This window comes from Pseudomonas sp. W2I6, assembly GCF_030815935.1.
Lineage (GTDB): Bacteria > Pseudomonadota > Gammaproteobacteria > Pseudomonadales > Pseudomonadaceae > Aquipseudomonas.
Genome location: NZ_JAUSXJ010000001.1, coordinates 6103213 through 6117224 on the forward strand (window position 1 = coordinate 6103213; position 14012 = coordinate 6117224).

15 protein-coding genes are annotated in these 14012 nt (G+C 61.7%); 7 read left to right on the top strand and 8 right to left on the bottom strand.

Going from position 1 to position 14012, the window contains the following annotated elements:
• Positions 1–39 precede the first annotated feature (39 nt).
• Positions 40–705, top strand: a complete 666-nt coding sequence (gene elbB, locus QF039_RS28280; RefSeq protein ID WP_003214018.1) for an isoprenoid biosynthesis glyoxalase ElbB — start codon at positions 40–42, stop codon at positions 703–705.
• Here the strand turns inward: elbB and QF039_RS28285 are convergent.
• Together QF039_RS28285 and QF039_RS28290 are read right to left on the bottom strand one after the other, a co-directional pair.
• Positions 702–1154, bottom strand: a complete 453-nt coding sequence (locus tag QF039_RS28285; RefSeq protein ID WP_003214020.1) for a YaiI/YqxD family protein — start codon at positions 1152–1154, stop codon at positions 702–704. The genes elbB and QF039_RS28285 overlap by 4 nt on opposite strands.
• 2 nt (positions 1155–1156) lie before the next feature.
• Positions 1157–3052, bottom strand: coding sequence for a cytochrome c/FTR1 family iron permease (locus tag QF039_RS28290; RefSeq protein ID WP_307521828.1), 1896 nt, complete (start codon positions 3050–3052; stop codon positions 1157–1159).
• 306 nt (positions 3053–3358) lie between these two features.
• Between QF039_RS28290 and QF039_RS28295 the strand changes: the two genes are divergently transcribed.
• The 4 genes from QF039_RS28295 to QF039_RS28310 are packed head-to-tail and all read left to right on the top strand — an operon-like array spanning position 3359 to position 6508.
• Positions 3359–4756, top strand: coding sequence for a COG3014 family protein (locus QF039_RS28295; protein WP_003214023.1), 1398 nt, complete (start codon positions 3359–3361; stop codon positions 4754–4756).
• A gap of 10 nt (positions 4757–4766) precedes the next feature.
• Positions 4767–5138 (top strand): YcfL family protein, encoded by a 372-nt coding sequence (locus tag QF039_RS28300; RefSeq protein WP_008439304.1) that lies wholly within the window; start codon positions 4767–4769, stop codon positions 5136–5138.
• Between the two features lie 35 nt (positions 5139–5173).
• The gene (lpoB, locus tag QF039_RS28305) at positions 5174–5761 is read left to right on the top strand and encodes a penicillin-binding protein activator LpoB (protein WP_003214026.1); all 588 of its coding nucleotides are present in this window, start codon (positions 5174–5176) and stop codon (positions 5759–5761) included.
• A gap of 3 nt (positions 5762–5764) precedes the next feature.
• Positions 5765–6508 carry a hypothetical protein gene (locus QF039_RS28310; protein WP_008439305.1) on the top strand — a complete coding sequence of 248 codons (744 nt, stop codon included), beginning with the start codon at positions 5765–5767 and terminating at the stop codon, positions 6506–6508.
• A gap of 141 nt (positions 6509–6649) precedes the next feature.
• Here QF039_RS28310 and QF039_RS28315 read toward each other — a convergent pair whose 3' ends face one another.
• From QF039_RS28315 to QF039_RS28325, 3 genes are all read right to left on the bottom strand, one after another.
• On the bottom strand, positions 6650–7282 hold the full coding sequence (locus QF039_RS28315) for a LysE family transporter (protein ID WP_003208844.1): 633 nt from the start codon (positions 7280–7282) through the stop codon (positions 6650–6652).
• A gap of 221 nt (positions 7283–7503) precedes the next feature.
• A complete protein-coding gene (locus tag QF039_RS28320) occupies positions 7504–8067 on the bottom strand; it encodes a mechanosensitive ion channel family protein (protein ID WP_178912011.1) in 564 nt (187 codons plus the stop codon).
• Positions 8067–9977, bottom strand: a complete 1911-nt coding sequence (locus QF039_RS28325; protein WP_307521835.1) for an ATP-binding cassette domain-containing protein — start codon at positions 9975–9977, stop codon at positions 8067–8069. Before QF039_RS28325 ends, QF039_RS28320 begins: the two co-directional genes overlap by 1 nt.
• Before the next feature lie 50 nt (positions 9978–10027).
• Here QF039_RS28325 and QF039_RS28330 point away from each other — a divergent pair, with 50 nt between their 5' ends.
• Complete coding sequence (locus QF039_RS28330) at positions 10028–10489, top strand: TIGR02444 family protein (protein ID WP_177066872.1); 462 nt, start codon at positions 10028–10030, stop codon at positions 10487–10489.
• On the opposite strand, the gene QF039_RS28335 is transcribed toward QF039_RS28330, so the two are convergent.
• Positions 10486–11754: an AlgP family protein gene (locus tag QF039_RS28335; protein ID WP_177080593.1), complete on the bottom strand. Its 1269-nt coding sequence runs from the start codon at positions 11752–11754 to the stop codon at positions 10486–10488. The genes QF039_RS28330 and QF039_RS28335 overlap by 4 nt on opposite strands.
• A 192-nt stretch (positions 11755–11946) precedes the next feature.
• On the opposite strand from QF039_RS28335, the gene QF039_RS28340 reads away from it, so the two are divergent.
• Positions 11947–12612, top strand: coding sequence for an FKBP-type peptidyl-prolyl cis-trans isomerase (locus QF039_RS28340; protein WP_008439319.1), 666 nt, complete (start codon positions 11947–11949; stop codon positions 12610–12612).
• A 53-nt stretch (positions 12613–12665) separates the two neighbouring features.
• Here QF039_RS28340 and QF039_RS28345 read toward each other — a convergent pair whose 3' ends face one another.
• A complete protein-coding gene (locus tag QF039_RS28345; protein WP_003208832.1) occupies positions 12666–13124 on the bottom strand; it encodes an Rsd/AlgQ family anti-sigma factor in 459 nt (152 codons plus the stop codon).
• A gap of 206 nt (positions 13125–13330) precedes the next feature.
• A complete protein-coding gene (locus QF039_RS28350; RefSeq protein WP_087693703.1) occupies positions 13331–13852 on the bottom strand; it encodes a disulfide bond formation protein B in 522 nt (173 codons plus the stop codon).
• Between the last annotated feature and the right edge of the window lie 160 nt (positions 13853–14012).

Genomic DNA, 14012 nt, shown 5'->3' on the forward strand with positions numbered 1-14012 from the left:
TGAGTAGACATTTAACGCCATGAATCAGGAGAAATGCCCATGAGCAAAAAGATTGCAGTGATCCTTTCCGGCTGTGGCGTGTACGACGGTGCCGAGGTTCATGAAAGCGTGATCACCCTGCTGCGCCTGGACCAGCGCGGCGCCGAGGTGCAGTGTTTTGCGCCGAACATTGCCCAGTTGCATGTGATCAACCACCTGACGGGCGAGGAGATGCCCGAGTCGCGCAATGTGCTGGTGGAGTCGGCGCGTATTGCCCGCGGCGAGGTGAAGGACATTCGTGAGGCCAACGCCGAGGATTTCGACGCACTGATCGTGCCCGGGGGGTTTGGCGCGGCGAAGAACCTGTCGAACTTTGCCGTGGAAGGCGCCGGGTGCAGCGTCAACCCGCAGGTGCTGGAACTGGCCGAGGCGTTTGCCGAAGCGGGCAAGCCCGTCGGGCTGATCTGCATCTCGCCGGCGCTGGCAGCGAAGATCTATGGCCCAGGCGTGACCTGCACCATCGGCAATGACGCCGACACCGCAGCCGCCATGGACAAGATGGGCGCCACCCACCAGGAATGCGCGGTCGACGACATCGTCGAAGACAAGGCGCGCAAGCTGGTGAGTACCCCGGCCTACATGCTGGGCAAACGCATCAGCGAAGTGGCGTCAGGCATCAACAAGCTGGTGGACCGGGTGCTGGAACTGACCCACGAGAACGATTAGGCCTTCATCAGCCGGGTCAGAATCCGATCCAGCGAATTGGCAAACGCCTGCTTGTCCTTGTCCCCATGGGGCGGCGGGCCACCGCCCATCTGGCCCTGTTCCCGCAGATCGGTGAACAGGTTACGCACCGCCAGCCGCTCGCTCATGTTCTGCGGGCTGAACTCCTTGCCTCGTGGGTCGAGCGCAGCCACGCCATTCTTCACCAAGCGGTCGGCCAATGGCACATCGCTGCAGATCACCAGGTCACCGGGCACGGCGTGCTCCACCAGGTAGTCATCGGCCGCGTCCGGGCCGCTGGGCACCACGATCAACTTCACGCACGAGAAGCTCGGCTTGATCTGGCTCTGCCCGGCCACCAGCACCACTTCGAACTGGCGCTTGAGGGCGAACTTCACCACCTGATCCTTGGCCGCCCGGGGGCAGGCGTCTGCATCGATCCACACGCGCATGGTTAAGCCACCACCCGGCGCTTTTCAGCGAGCCGGCTGCGACCGTACAGCACCACAATCGCCAGGATCGCCACGGCCTGGGCGCTCAGGGAATAGGCATCGGCGTGAATGCCCAGCCAGTCGAAGTCAAAGAACGCCACCGGCCGGGTGCCGAAGATCCCGGCTTCCTGCAACGCCTTGACGCCATGCCCGGCGAATACCACCGACAGCGCGCACAGCAACACCGCGTTTATGCCGAAGAACAGCGCCAGCGGCAGTTTCGCCGAGCCCCGCAGAATCACCCAGGCCAGGCCCACCAACAGCACCAGCGCCGTGGCGCCACCGGCCAATACCGCGTTGTGCCCGGCAGGGCCGGCCTGCAACCACAGGGTTTCGTAGAACAGGATCACTTCGAACAGCTCGCGGTACACCGAGAAGAACGCCAGCATCGCAAAACCGAAGCGCCCGCCACCGCCTACCAGGCTGCTCTTGATGTAGTCCTGCCAGGCGGCCGCGTGACGGCGGTCGTGCATCCACACCCCGAGCCACAGCACCATCACGCTGGCAAACAGCGCCGTGCAGCCTTCCAGCAACTCGCGCTGGGCGCCGCTGACGTCGATCACATAAGCCGCCAACGCCCACGTCGCCAAGCCGGCCAACAGCGCCAGGCCCCAGCCGACGTTGACGCTGCGCACCGCCGATTGCTGGCCGGTGTTACGCAGGAACGCGAGAATCGCCGCCAACACCAGGATCGCTTCCAGGCCTTCGCGCAGCAGGATCAGCAAACCGGAGATGTAGCTCAGGGACCAGCTCAAGCCATCGCTGCCCAGCAGGCCGGCGGACTCGGTGAGCTTGCCCTTGGCCACATCCAGGCGCTGCTGCACTTGCTCGATCGGCAAGCCGTCCTGCAATGACTGCCGGTAGGCCATCAGGGCCTTTTCGGTGTCCTTGCGCACGTTGGCATCAACGTTATCGAGGGAGCTTTCAACCAGCTCGAAACCTTCCAGGTAAGCCGCTACCGACAGGTCGTAGGCCTGCTCGTGCTCGCCATTGCGGAACGCGGCGAGGCTTTTGTCGAGGGTGGCCGCGGTGTAATCAAGCAACTGCGCCGGGCCACGCTTGACCTGCGGCGGTTGGGCGCGCTGGGCGCGGAAGGTGGCAACTGCGCCGGAACCTTCGGCAGCCAGCACTTCGTTGGGGGTCTGGCGCGCGAGGTCGGCGAGGTTGAAGGACTTTTCACTGTTCGCGGCAGCCGGGTCGGCGGTGAAGCCGGCGATATAGGTCGCCAGGTCCCAGCGCTGGCGGTCGTCCAGTTGATCGGCAAACGACGGCATGTCGGTGCCTTCCACGCCCAGACCCAGGGTGTTGTAGATCGCGTAGAGGCTCAAGCGATCGAGGCGTGCAGCGTCCCGCAGGTTGGCGGGCGGCGGCGTCATGCCCACGCTTGCGGGGCCATCGCCGGCGCCTGTGGCGCCGTGGCACACCGAGCAGTTCTGCGCGTACAGCGGCGCACCGCGCGTCGGATCGGGGGTAATGGCCGGGGCCTGGCTGACTTCATAGGCCACTGCCAACTTGGCGCCCAATTGCCGGGCCTGGTGCGCAACCACCGCGCCGTCCTGATGGGCCGTTACGGCGGCCAGCAGTTCATCCACGCCTTTGATCAGTTCGGCGCGCTCGGGCTTTTCCGGTAGATCGGCCACAAGCCCCTGCAACACCCCGAGAAACTCTACCTGTTCACGGTATTCGGAATCATCGATAACCTTGCCCGCCTCCACCGTCGGCGGGTAGTCCGCACCGATGTAATCCAGTAAATGCAGGGCTTGGGGCGCGCCCTCGGCAGTTGCAGCCAGCAGGTTGAAGCTGCACGACATCAACGCCGGCAGCACCAGCCAGGCAAGAAAACGGAAGGGGGCAATCATGAATGGATCTCAAATGGAAATACGAAGTAACACATTGTCAAACCTTACGGGGTTTGACTCAAGTTGTAAGTGATGTGGGCCTGGGTTTACCAAGAGGCGGATGATGGCCTCGTTACCGGAAAATGGATCCAAAAGGCCATTGTTTTGCCAGTAATCGGGCTTATAATGCCGCGCCTTCGTTATTGCGAAATGGCATTTTCGCTCCTCTTTTTATGAGGAATTGGCAGGATGCAACGCCTTCCTGCCATTGGTGATTCGGCCCGACCAGCACATTCGGCCGATTACGTTCAGGGAAGAAGCTCTTCGATGGCATCTCGCGCCTTTACCTCGCTCGCGCTCGCGGCAGTGACCTTGCTGTCCGGTTGTTCGATGTTTCGCAGCTACGACACCGAGCTGCAAGCCACCAATCAGCAGTTGGCCACCGGCAACGTCGACGCCGCGCTGACGCTGCTTGAGAAGAACAACACCGGCGACGACAAGGACCTTCTCTACTACTTCGAAAAGGGTGAGTTGCTGCGCGCCAAGGGCGACCTGACCGGCAGCCAGGTCGCCTGGCGCAGCGCCGACCTGCAAGTCTACAAGTGGGAAGAGTCGGTCAAGTTCGACACCGACAAGTACCTCGCGCAGTTCGGCGCCTTCCTGGTCAATGACAAGGTCCGCCGTTACGAAGGCTACGACTACGAAAAGGTCATGCTGACCACCCAGATGGCCCTCAACCTGCTGGCGCTGAATGACTTCGACGGTGCCCGCACCGAGATCAAGAAGACCCACGAACGCGAAGCGGTGATTGCGGACCTGCGGGACAAGGAATACCTCAAGAGCGAAAACGAGGCCGAGCGCCAGGGCATCGCGACCCAGTTCAAGGACCTGCGCGGCTACCCGGTGGAAAGCCTCAACGCCCCTGAAGTGGTAGGCCTGAAGAACAGCTACCAGAGCGCTTTCAGCCACTACCTGGCCGGCTTCGTCTACGAAGCCCTGGGCGAAAAAGACCTGGCCGCACCGGGTTATCGCAAGGCCGCCGAACTGCGCCCCAACACACCGCTGCTGGAACAGGCCCTGCTCGACCTGGACAAATCCAAGGTCGGTGCGGACGAGACTGACGTGCTGATCGTGGTGCAAAGCGGCCTGGCGCCGGCCCGCGACTCGATTCGCCTGCCGTTGCCGATCCCCATCGACGGCCACCTGGTGATCACGCCACTGTCGTTCCCGGTGATCAAGCCCGACACCTCGACCGCGCCCTTCGCCCAGATCGGTGTCGACGGCCGGCAACAGAACCTCACTGCCCTCAACAGCACCACCGCCATGTCCCGCCGCGCCCTGCGGGATGACATGCCGGGGATCATCCTGCGCACCACCGTGCGCGCCGTCACTCGCGGCATCACCCAGAACAACCTGAACAAGACCAACCCGATGGCGGGCCTGGTACTCGGTATTGCCTCGGCCGTCACCGAAGGCGCCGACACCCGCACCTGGCGCACCCTGCCGGACATGACCCAGGTGACACGCCTGCGCCTCAAGCACGGCGAGCACCAGGTCAGCCTGCCCAACGCCCTGGGCGGCACGCTGGTGACGGTCAAGGCCGATCAGCGCTACCAGGTGATCACCCTGCGCGTGGTCGGCAACCAGGTCTTCGCCGGCGGTCTTGCAGCCCACGTGGTGCAGAACAATCCGCCCCAGGCCGTCGCCACTCTCAAACAACCTTAAGGAGCACGCTATGCGTCATTTCATCCTCGGCGCCCTGGCGCTGGTCCTGCTGGCCGGTTGCGCCACCCCGCCACCGCCGGAACCCGGAAGCGCCGCGAGCAAGATCGTGGTGATGGGCAAGTTCAAGGGCATCGCCGTCGGCGCCATCCGGGTCGCCCGGGAAAACGGCTTCCTGACCGCCAAGGTGCAGTTGAGCAACATCACCAGCAGCAACCAAATGATGTATTACCGCTTCGCGTGGCTGGGTGCCGACGGTTTCCCGGTGGGTGATGAAGAGACCTGGAAGGTGCTGAACCTCTACGCAAACCAGGCGACCTTCCTGCCGGCCATCGCCAACCTGCCCCAGGCTGCCGACTTCCGCCTTGAAGTGAAGACGCCTTGATCCACCCACTCATTCAGTTTTAGAGAGACATCCCCATGTTTGCACGCTTCTCGTTCCTCGCCGTGGTGGCCGTCCTGGCCAGCGGCTGCGCCAACACCTCGCCAGTCCTGGGCGGTAAAAACATCAGCTACGGCGACAGCAAGGCCGTGGAACTGGTGACCAACGAGTTCGGCTCCACCGACCTGCAGATGATCGCCGAAAGCATGACCCGCTCCCTGGCCCAGTCCGGCATCCTGCAAGGCCGCCCGGTGGTGCAGGTGTATGACGTGAAGAACAAGACCAGCGAGTACATCGATACCCGCGAGATCACCACGTCGATCAAGACCCAGCTGATGAAGACCGGCACCGCCCGCTTCGCCAGCGACAACACTGACATGCAAAGCCAGGTCGACCAGCTGAAGCTGCAGAACCAGAGCGGCCTGTACAAGAAGTCGACCGTCAGCAAGACCGGCAACATGGTCGCCGCCAAGTACCGCCTGGAAGGCTCCATCAGCTCCATCGTCAAGCGCAGCTCGGACTACAAGGACGTGTTCTACAAGTTCAGCCTGCAACTGGTCGACGTCGAAAGCGGCCTGGCCGAATGGATGGACGAAAAAGAAATCCGCAAGACCACGGAGCGCTGAGCAATGCGTGCATGGATCGGCATGATCGGCCTGCTGTGCGCCTTTGGCGCCTCGGCCGCACCGAAGATCGCGGTAACCGACCTGGCCTACGAGGCTCGCGTGGAGGAGTACATCCACCAGGTCGCGGCCAGCAACAATTTCCAGGCCAGCGCCTACAACGCCAGCGGCGGCTCGAGCTACAGCGAGTATGAAAGCCGTACCAGCTACATCGAGCAGACCGAGCTGCGCAAGTTCAGCGGCGACATCAAGGGGGAAATCCTCAAGTCGCGGCAGTTCCAGCTGGTGCAGGGCACGCCTTACACCGCAGACGCAAAGGGCGATGTGTATGACGTGATCAAGCGGATCAAGGCCGGTAACTTCAAGGGTGCGGACTACGTGCTGTTCGGCACCTTGTCGGACATCGACTTCACCCAGGACATCAACGCGCTGGACCACACCAACAGCTACTCGGCGGTGCTGGGCCTGACGCTGGTGGCGGATTTCAGCCTGATCAACACCCGCACCTTTGAGATCACCTCGGCGTTTACCGCCATGGGCGAAGGCCAGGACACCAAGCTGGTGAACAACCGTGACGTGCGCGTGAGCCTGAACCGGCCTCGCGTGGTGCGGGAAGTGTCGAAGGCGTTGGGCGAGGATGTGGCGCGGCAGTTGGCCGAACAACTCGGCGGTGGTTATCAGGAAGCACCTGGACAGCCTGCATTGCGCAATAACCTGCCACGGGATGAAGCGCCGAAGATCCTGCGCTGAACGAAAATCCCGCTACCGACATAAAACCAATGTGGGAGCGGGCTTGCTCGCGAATGCGGTGGGTCAGTCAATACATCTGGTGACTGACACTGCGCATTCGCGAGCAAGCCCGCTCCCACATTTTTGATCCGGTTTCGTCAGTTAAGCCGTTGCGCGATGCAAGCTGGCCAGGAACCCCGCCGCCCCAACGAACAAGCCAGCAAACGTACGGTTCATGCGTTTCTGCTGCTTCGGTGTGCGCAACAGGCGCAACACTTTCGACGCCAGCCCGGTGTAGCCGGCCATCACGATCATGTCCACGCAGATCATTGTCGCACCCAGGATCAGGTATTGGTTCAGCAGCGGCGCCTGCGGGTTCACGAACTGCGGCAGCACCGCCAGCATGAACACCAGGGCCTTGGGGTTGCTGGCGTTGACCAGGAACCCGCGGAACATCATCGCCATCGGCTTGCCGATCGGGCGAATCGCCGCGTCATCGCTCAGGTCGGTTGGCAGCGCGCGCCATTGCTTGATGGCCAGGTACACCAGGTACGCTACGCCAAACCATTTGATCGCATAAAACGCGGTGGAGGATGCGGCAAGAATCGCCCCCAGGCCACCGGCGACCACGGCAATCTGCATCGCCAGGCCCAATTGCAGGCCCAGGGCATTCCAGTAACCACGCAGGAAACCGTATTGCAGGCCGCTGGACATCGACGCAATGGCGCCGGCGCCAGGAGAGAGACTGATGATCCAACTGGCCAGGAAAAAGGCCAGCCATGTGTCGAGCGCCATTACACACCTCAGAGCTGAGTTTGCTGAATGTTTCTAAACTAACGCTGCCGGCCGAGAAATGGCTAGAAAAATTTTGGGGTGCGCCTTTGTGGCGAGGGGGCTTGCTGTGGCGAGGGAGCTTGCTCCCGCTGGAGTGCGTAGCGCTCCCGGCTTTTTTTGGGGCTGCTACGCAGCCCAGCGGGAGCAAGCTCCCTCGCCACAGCAAGCTCCCTCGCCACAGGTTAAGGCAGCACGTCGCTGCCGCGCCAACGGCGCACCGAGCGCTGGAAGAACAGGCTGTTGGGCACTTGCACCATGACACTGCCGGTACCGGCCTCTTCCACTTCGATCAGCGTGGTGTAGAGCAGGTTGATCGCCACCACCCGGCCTTTGACGCCGGGCTTGTCGACGGTGTCCACCAACTCGACCACATCGCCCAGGCGGAACGGCCCGACGGTGAAGATCAGGATGGCGCACAGCAGGTTGGACAACACCGACCACATGGCGAAGAACGCCACCGCGGCCACCGCCACAAAACCCGACAACGCTGTCCACAACACCGTGGCAGAGACGCCCAGGCGCTCCAGCACGAAGATCAGCGCGCTGCCCATGATCAGCCAGCGCAGGCCGCCGCGCAGCGGCATCAGCAACTGCGGCGGGAACGGATAACGTTCCCCCAGGCGGTTCAGGCATTTGGCGACGAAACGCTGGGCGAGATAGCCGGCCAGCAGGATCAGCAGAATCTGTACGGCCACCCAGACCGGCGCGATCCATTGGGCCGGCAGCGGCAGTTGCAGCGCTTCCATCAGGACAGCGCCTCCAGCTCCGCTTGCAAGGATTCCAGCAGTTCGAGGGCTTCCATCCAGGTCTCCTCCAACTGCGCTTCACTTACCTTGAGCTTGGCCTGTTCAGCCAGCAGGTCGCGCAATTCATCCTTGCGGGCCGGCTCGTAGACGGCGCTGTCACCCAGGCTGGTTTCGATCTTCGCCAGCTTCTCGTGGATCTTGCCCAATTCGGCTTCCAGCTTGTCCGCTTCACGCTTGTGCGGGGCCAGTTGCTGACGCAATGCAGCCGCGGCCTGGCGCTGGGCCTTCTTGTCGGTCTTGTCCGGGTTGACCGGCGTGTTGCTGACCGGCGCGTTGCGCAGGCGGTAGTCCGACAGCCAACGGGCATAGTCTTCCAGGTCGCCGTCGAATTCCTCGACCTTGCCGTCAGCCACCAGCAGGAAGTTATCCGTGGTGCTCTTGAGCAGGTGGCGATCGTGAGACACCACCAGTACCGCGCCGCTGAATTCCTGCAGGGCCATGGTCAACGCCAGGCGCATTTCCAGGTCGAGGTGGTTGGTCGGTTCGTCGAGCAGCAACAGGTTTGGCCGGTCCCAGGCGATCAGGGCCAGGGCCAGGCGGGCCTTTTCGCCACCGGAGAAATTCAGCACCGGCTCGTCGATGCGCGCACCACGGAAGTCGAAACCACCGAGGAAGTCCCGCAGGGTCTGTTCGCGTTCGGTCGGCGCCAGGCGCTGCAGGTGCAGCAGCGGGCTGGCCTTGGCGTCGAGGGAGTCCAGCTGGTGCTGGGCGAAGTAGCCCACCACCAGGTTCTCACCGCGCACCAGGCGACCGGCCAGGGGCTGCAATTCGCCCGAGAGGTTTTTGATCAAGGTCGACTTGCCCGCGCCGTTGGGGCCGAGCAGGCCGATCCGCGCGCCAGGGGTGAGCTGCAACTTGACCTTCTCGAGGATGGTCTTGTCGCCATAGCCCAGGCGGGCATCGGAAAGGTCCAGCAGCGGGCTGGAGATTTTCACCGATTCGCGGAACACAAAGTCGAACGGTGAATCGACGTGGGCCGCCGACAGTTCTTCCATGCGCTCCAGGGCCTTGATCCGGCTCTGGGCCTGACGGGCCTTGGTGGCCTGGGCCTTGAACCGGGCGATGTAGCTTTCCATGTGCGCGCGCTGCGCCTGCTGCTTCTCGTAGGCCTGCTGTTGCTGGGCCAGGCGTTCGGCACGGGCGCGTTCGAAGGCGCTGTAGCCGCCGCGGTACAGGGTGATTTTCTTCTGGTCGACGTGGGCAATGTTGTCCACCACGGCGTCGAGGAAATCCCGGTCGTGGGAAATCAGCAGCAAGGTGCCCGGGTAGCTTTTCAGGAAGTCTTCCAGCCACAGGATCGCATCGAGGTCCAGGTGGTTGGTCGGTTCATCGAGCAGCAACAGGTCCGAGGGGCACATCAGCGCCTGGGCCAGGTTCAGGCGCATGCGCCAGCCACCGGAGAAGTCGGCGACCGGGCGGTCCATCTGTTCGTTGGTAAAGCCAAGGCCGGCAAGCATCTTGCGCGCACGCGCGTCGGCGGTGTAGCCGTCGGCGCTGTCCAGTTCCGAGTGCAGGCGGGCCTGTGCGGCGCCGTCCTGGGCTTTCTCGGCCTCGGCGAGGTCGTGTTGCACCTGGCGCAGGCGCAGGTCGCCATCGAGCACGTAGTCGATCGCAATGCGGTCGAGGGTGTCGATCTCCTGGCGCATATGGGCGATGCGCCAGTCGGCCGGCAGCAGACAATCCCCGGAGTCGGGAGTCAGCTCACCCAGCAGCAAGGCGAACAACGTGGATTTGCCGGCGCCGTTGGCACCGATCAGGCCGGCTTTGTGACCGGCGTGCAGGGTCAGCTCGGCGTCTTCGAGAAGACGTTGCGGGCCACGCTGTAATGTTAGGCTTTGAAGTCGGATCATAATGGCGGCGGAGTCTACCAGCTTCGTTGGCCGCTGGCTTGGGTGTGAATATGTGCGCTGACCTGTGGAGCTTTGCCCTCTCGACTTACGCCCGCCCGGGCGTCGAGGACGCGTGCCTGCGCTTGCAGGCGCAAGGGGCTGATGTGTGCCTGGTGTTGTGCGGGTTGTGGCTGGAGCAGCGGGGTGTGGCGCCGGAAACGTCGCGCTTGCAGGCACTGCGGCAGATCGCCGGGCCGTGGCAGGCGGAGGTGGTCGAGCCGCTGCGGCAAGTACGCACGCAATGGCGGGCCATGGCGCAGCAGGATGCTGAGCTGGGAGCGTTACGGGAGCGGGTCAAGGCTTTGGAATTGGATGCAGAAAGGCTGCTGCTATCACGCCTGGAAGGTGTGGCGCAGCGTTGGCCGATGGCCGAGGTGAATCATCAAGCATGGGTTGAAGGACTGGCGGCCGAAGCCGCCAACCTTGACCACGACGCGCTGCATCAGCTGCGCGCCGCGGTTACCGGCACTTAGGAAGCGCTGGTTGGGGTGACGCTTGGCGCTGCCGGTGCAGGCGTGCTGCTGGCCGGAGCGGTTGGCGCTGTGGTGCTGGCAGCAGGTGCAGCCGGGGTCGCAGGCTTCGCAGCTGGAGTAGCTGGTTTGGCTGGTGCTGGCTTGGCGGCGGCAGGTTTAGCGGCTGGTTTGGCAGCAGCAGGTTTGGCGGCCGGCTTGGCAGCTGGTTTCGCAGCAGCAGGTTTAGCGGCCGGCTTCGCGGCTGGTTTTGCAGCAGCAGGTTTAGCGGCTGGCTTCGCAGCTGGTTTTGCAGCAGCAGTTTTAGCGGCTGGCTTGGCAGCTGGTTTTGCAGCAGCAGGTTTAGCGGCTGGCTTCGCAGCTGGTTTTGCAGCAGCAGTTTTAGCAGCTGGCTTCGCGGCAGGTTTTGCAGCAGCGGGTTTAGCGGCTGGCTTCGCAGCTGGTTTCGCAGCAGCGGTTTTAGCAGCTGGCTTCGCGGCTGGTTTCGCAGCAGCGGTTTTAGCAGCTGGCTTGGCAGCTGGTTTTGCAGCAGCGGTTTTAGCAGCTGGCTTGGCGGCTGGTTTTGCAGCAGCGGTTTTAGCAGCTGGCTTGGCGGCTGGTTTTGCAGCAGCGGTTTTAGCGGCTGGTTTGGCAGCTGGTTTTGCAGCAGCGGTTTTAGCGGCTGGTTTGGCAGCTGGTTTTGCAGCAGCGGTTTTAGCAGCTGGCTTGGCAGCTGGTTTTGCAGCAGCAGTTTTAGCCGCTGGTTTGGCAGCCGATTTAGCCGGTGCTTTTGCCGCAGGCTTGGCCGCAGCTTTCGCAGGTGCCTTGGCGGCGACTGCTTTGCTGGCTGGCTTCTTCGCTGCGCTGGCTGCAACGGCCTTAGCCGGAGCACGGGTGCTCAGCACTTTGCCTACAGCTTCCTTCACACGACCAACACCCTGGGCCAATTTCAGGCTCTCGGAAGCATCACGCTTGAGTTGGGAAATGTAGGTGCGGGTTTCGGATTGACGATCCTTGAGGGCGTCGAGCAAGTCCTCAAGTTCTTTGACGGCGTCCTTGGCCTTGGCTTGTGCCTTGGCTTTGCCAGCGGTCGCTGCGCCTTGCAGTTTGGTGCGGGATTTGTGCAGTTTTTCCTGAGCTTTGCCGCGTTGTTTTTCAAGCTTGGCGAGCAACTTCTCAGCATCAGCCAAGGCTTGTGAACAGGCGCTTTCCAAATGTTCGAGCAGGCTGCCCGAAAGTTGTTGGAGCAAATGCAACGGGGTATTTACAGGCTTCTGTTTGGCCGACATGGTTTACCTCCTGGCTGACGTGGGTGCGGCTCATACTAGCCCTCTGCTCTTACCGCCGCTAGGGCATGTTGACAGTATCGATTGGCTTGCGTTGCACCGCACGAAAATTCTTATTGATATAACGAAAATCCACGCCACTTTTTAATCATTCACACTGGCATAATCCATCGCACTTTCGGCTGGAGAACGCCCATGTCGCGTTACCTTTTTTTAGTGTTGAGCGTGGTGCTTTGCGTGGCCAACGCAAGCGAGAAATCCCCCTCCAAAGATGACCACGACCTGGCCTACAGCCTGGGCGCGAGCCTGGGTGAGCGCCTGCGCCAGGAGATGCCTGGGTTGCAGGTAGAGGCGCTGATCGACGGACTCAAACAGGCCTATCAAGGTAAGCCACTGGCCCTGGACGACACACGCATCGAACAGATCCTTGCCCAGCACGAAGCACAAAACGCGCCGGACAATCGAGCACCACAAAGTGAAAAGGCACTCGCTGCCGAGCAACAATTTTTAGCCAGTGAGAAATCCAAAAGTGGTGTGCGTGAATTGGCAGACGGCATCCTGCTGACCGAACTGACCCCTGGCAGCGGGAAGAAACCGGCGGCCGATGATCGCGTGCAAGTGAATTATGTTGGGCGGTTACCCGACGGGACCGTCTTCGACAAGAGCACACAACCTCAGTGGTTTCGCCTGGACAGTGTGATCAGTGGCTGGCGCAGTGCGTTGCAACAGATGCCGGTGGGCGCGAAGTGGCGCCTGGTGATTCCATCCGACCAAGCCTATGGCGCTGATGGCGCAGGCGAACTGATCCCGCCTTATACGCCGCTGGTATTCGAGATCGAATTGCTCAAGGCGGGCGCCTGAGCCCAAACGAAAAACGGTGCGCAATGCGCACCGTTTTCTTGTGTCGGGGGGAGTCAGGCCTTAGCCGTCAACTCTTCCTTGTGAGCGTTGTGCAGCACTTCGATCAGGCAATCTTCCAGCTCGAAACGCTCGTGAAGCAAACCACCCAGCTCTTTGAATTTTTCTGCAACGCACTGGCCGGCATCACACAGGTCGTTGAACGCCAGCAGCTTCTCGGTGATGACATCGATGCGCGGGTAAATCGTCTCCGCCAAATCGAGGCCACGTTGATCGTCGAAAGCCTCGGCCTCTCTGGTCAACTGCTCGTAGATACCGAAGTGCCCCGCCGATACGTAGTCCACCAATACGCCGCAGAATTCCTGCAACGGCTTGCGGTTCTCGCTGAGCGCTTCGGGCTTGGCACCGAGAGCATCAAAGGCCCGAACCAGTTCGTGACGCGCTTTCAACCAACCATCGATCAGTTTGTGCACCCCACCCCAGCGTTCCTGAGCATTCTGACAACGTTCCAGCATGATGATCTCTCTTCCCTATAGGGGCGCCGCACGCTGCCCGCGCAACACTTCAAGGTTAAAGCGGCAACCGGGCAAAGGTGCATCGAACAGTCTGTTTCAATAACGCGTGCGGGCCAGATTATGCCCGCACGACTATGTCATCAAGGTACGCAGGAGAGAAAGTTCATACAAGTGTTTAATCCCTTCCTACAACCTGCGGTTACCTGTCAGTGCCGTGCAAGGCCAAAACGCTGGCTCAGCAGCAACCGCGAGAACTGCGCGATGCCAAGGATCAGCATCGCCACGAAGAACAGCAGGCTCCACTCGGGAATACTCAAGTCGAACAGCGTCCAGTTGATTTCCACGCAGTCGACGGTGCCCTTGAAGATCAAGGCCAACGTCTCTCTCAGCGACAGGTTCTCGATCATGGATTGAAGGCCGGGCCAACAGGCAGGCAACTGTTCCGGCGACGTATTTTGCAGCAGCACCTGGCGTACGGCGGTAATGGCGCCCAGCACTGCACACCCCATGCTCGCCGCCCAATACAGGTAGATCCCGGACCGCTTCGGCCCATGAATCGCCGCCACGAGATTGATCAGCGTGAAGGCAGCCACAAGAATTCGTTGCACCTGGCACAGGAAACAAGGCCGCAAAAACGCGGCGTATTCCAGGTAAAAGGACGCGCCCAGCGTCAGCGCACCAGCCAGGAACGCCAGGAGGAACAGGGAGCGTGAGGGGGCCAAAGACATTGTTTATCCGCAACGCAAGAGATAGGTAGTTACGGTAGAGGAAAGACCTTACCCCTTTCAATACGCGCCAGAGCAGACGATTCCGCGAGAGCGTAGGGATATCCCGTCAGAAGGCGAGCGATTAAACGCGCGTCTACGTAGGAGTTTACTACAAGCCGTA

What these genes read in the sequence shown, in the direction of transcription:
- elbB (WP_003214018.1), top strand. Translation starts at nt 40, where the DNA reads ATGAGCAAAAAGATTGCAGTGATCCTTTCCGGCTGTGGCGTGTACGAC.
- QF039_RS28315 (WP_003208844.1), bottom strand. Translation starts at nt 7,282, where the DNA reads ATGGCGCTCGACACATGGCTGGCCTTTTTCCTGGCCAGTTGGATCATC.
- QF039_RS28310 (WP_008439305.1), top strand. Translation starts at nt 5,765, where the DNA reads ATGCGTGCATGGATCGGCATGATCGGCCTGCTGTGCGCCTTTGGCGCC.
- QF039_RS28335 (WP_177080593.1), bottom strand. Translation starts at nt 11,754, where the DNA reads ATGTCGGCCAAACAGAAGCCTGTAAATACCCCGTTGCATTTGCTCCAA.
- QF039_RS28295 (WP_003214023.1), top strand. Translation starts at nt 3,359, where the DNA reads ATGGCATCTCGCGCCTTTACCTCGCTCGCGCTCGCGGCAGTGACCTTG.
- QF039_RS28285 (WP_003214020.1), bottom strand. Translation starts at nt 1,154, where the DNA reads ATGCGCGTGTGGATCGATGCAGACGCCTGCCCCCGGGCGGCCAAGGAT.
- QF039_RS28290 (WP_307521828.1), bottom strand. Translation starts at nt 3,052, where the DNA reads ATGATTGCCCCCTTCCGTTTTCTTGCCTGGCTGGTGCTGCCGGCGTTG.
- QF039_RS28325 (WP_307521835.1), bottom strand. Translation starts at nt 9,977, where the DNA reads ATGATCCGACTTCAAAGCCTAACATTACAGCGTGGCCCGCAACGTCTT.
- QF039_RS28320 (WP_178912011.1), bottom strand. Translation starts at nt 8,067, where the DNA reads ATGGAAGCGCTGCAACTGCCGCTGCCGGCCCAATGGATCGCGCCGGTC.
- QF039_RS28345 (WP_003208832.1), bottom strand. Translation starts at nt 13,124, where the DNA reads ATGCTGGAACGTTGTCAGAATGCTCAGGAACGCTGGGGTGGGGTGCAC.
- QF039_RS28350 (WP_087693703.1), bottom strand. Translation starts at nt 13,852, where the DNA reads ATGTCTTTGGCCCCCTCACGCTCCCTGTTCCTCCTGGCGTTCCTGGCT.
- QF039_RS28330 (WP_177066872.1), top strand. Translation starts at nt 10,028, where the DNA reads ATGTGCGCTGACCTGTGGAGCTTTGCCCTCTCGACTTACGCCCGCCCG.
- QF039_RS28340 (WP_008439319.1), top strand. Translation starts at nt 11,947, where the DNA reads ATGTCGCGTTACCTTTTTTTAGTGTTGAGCGTGGTGCTTTGCGTGGCC.
- QF039_RS28300 (WP_008439304.1), top strand. Translation starts at nt 4,767, where the DNA reads ATGCGTCATTTCATCCTCGGCGCCCTGGCGCTGGTCCTGCTGGCCGGT.
- lpoB (WP_003214026.1), top strand. Translation starts at nt 5,174, where the DNA reads ATGTTTGCACGCTTCTCGTTCCTCGCCGTGGTGGCCGTCCTGGCCAGC.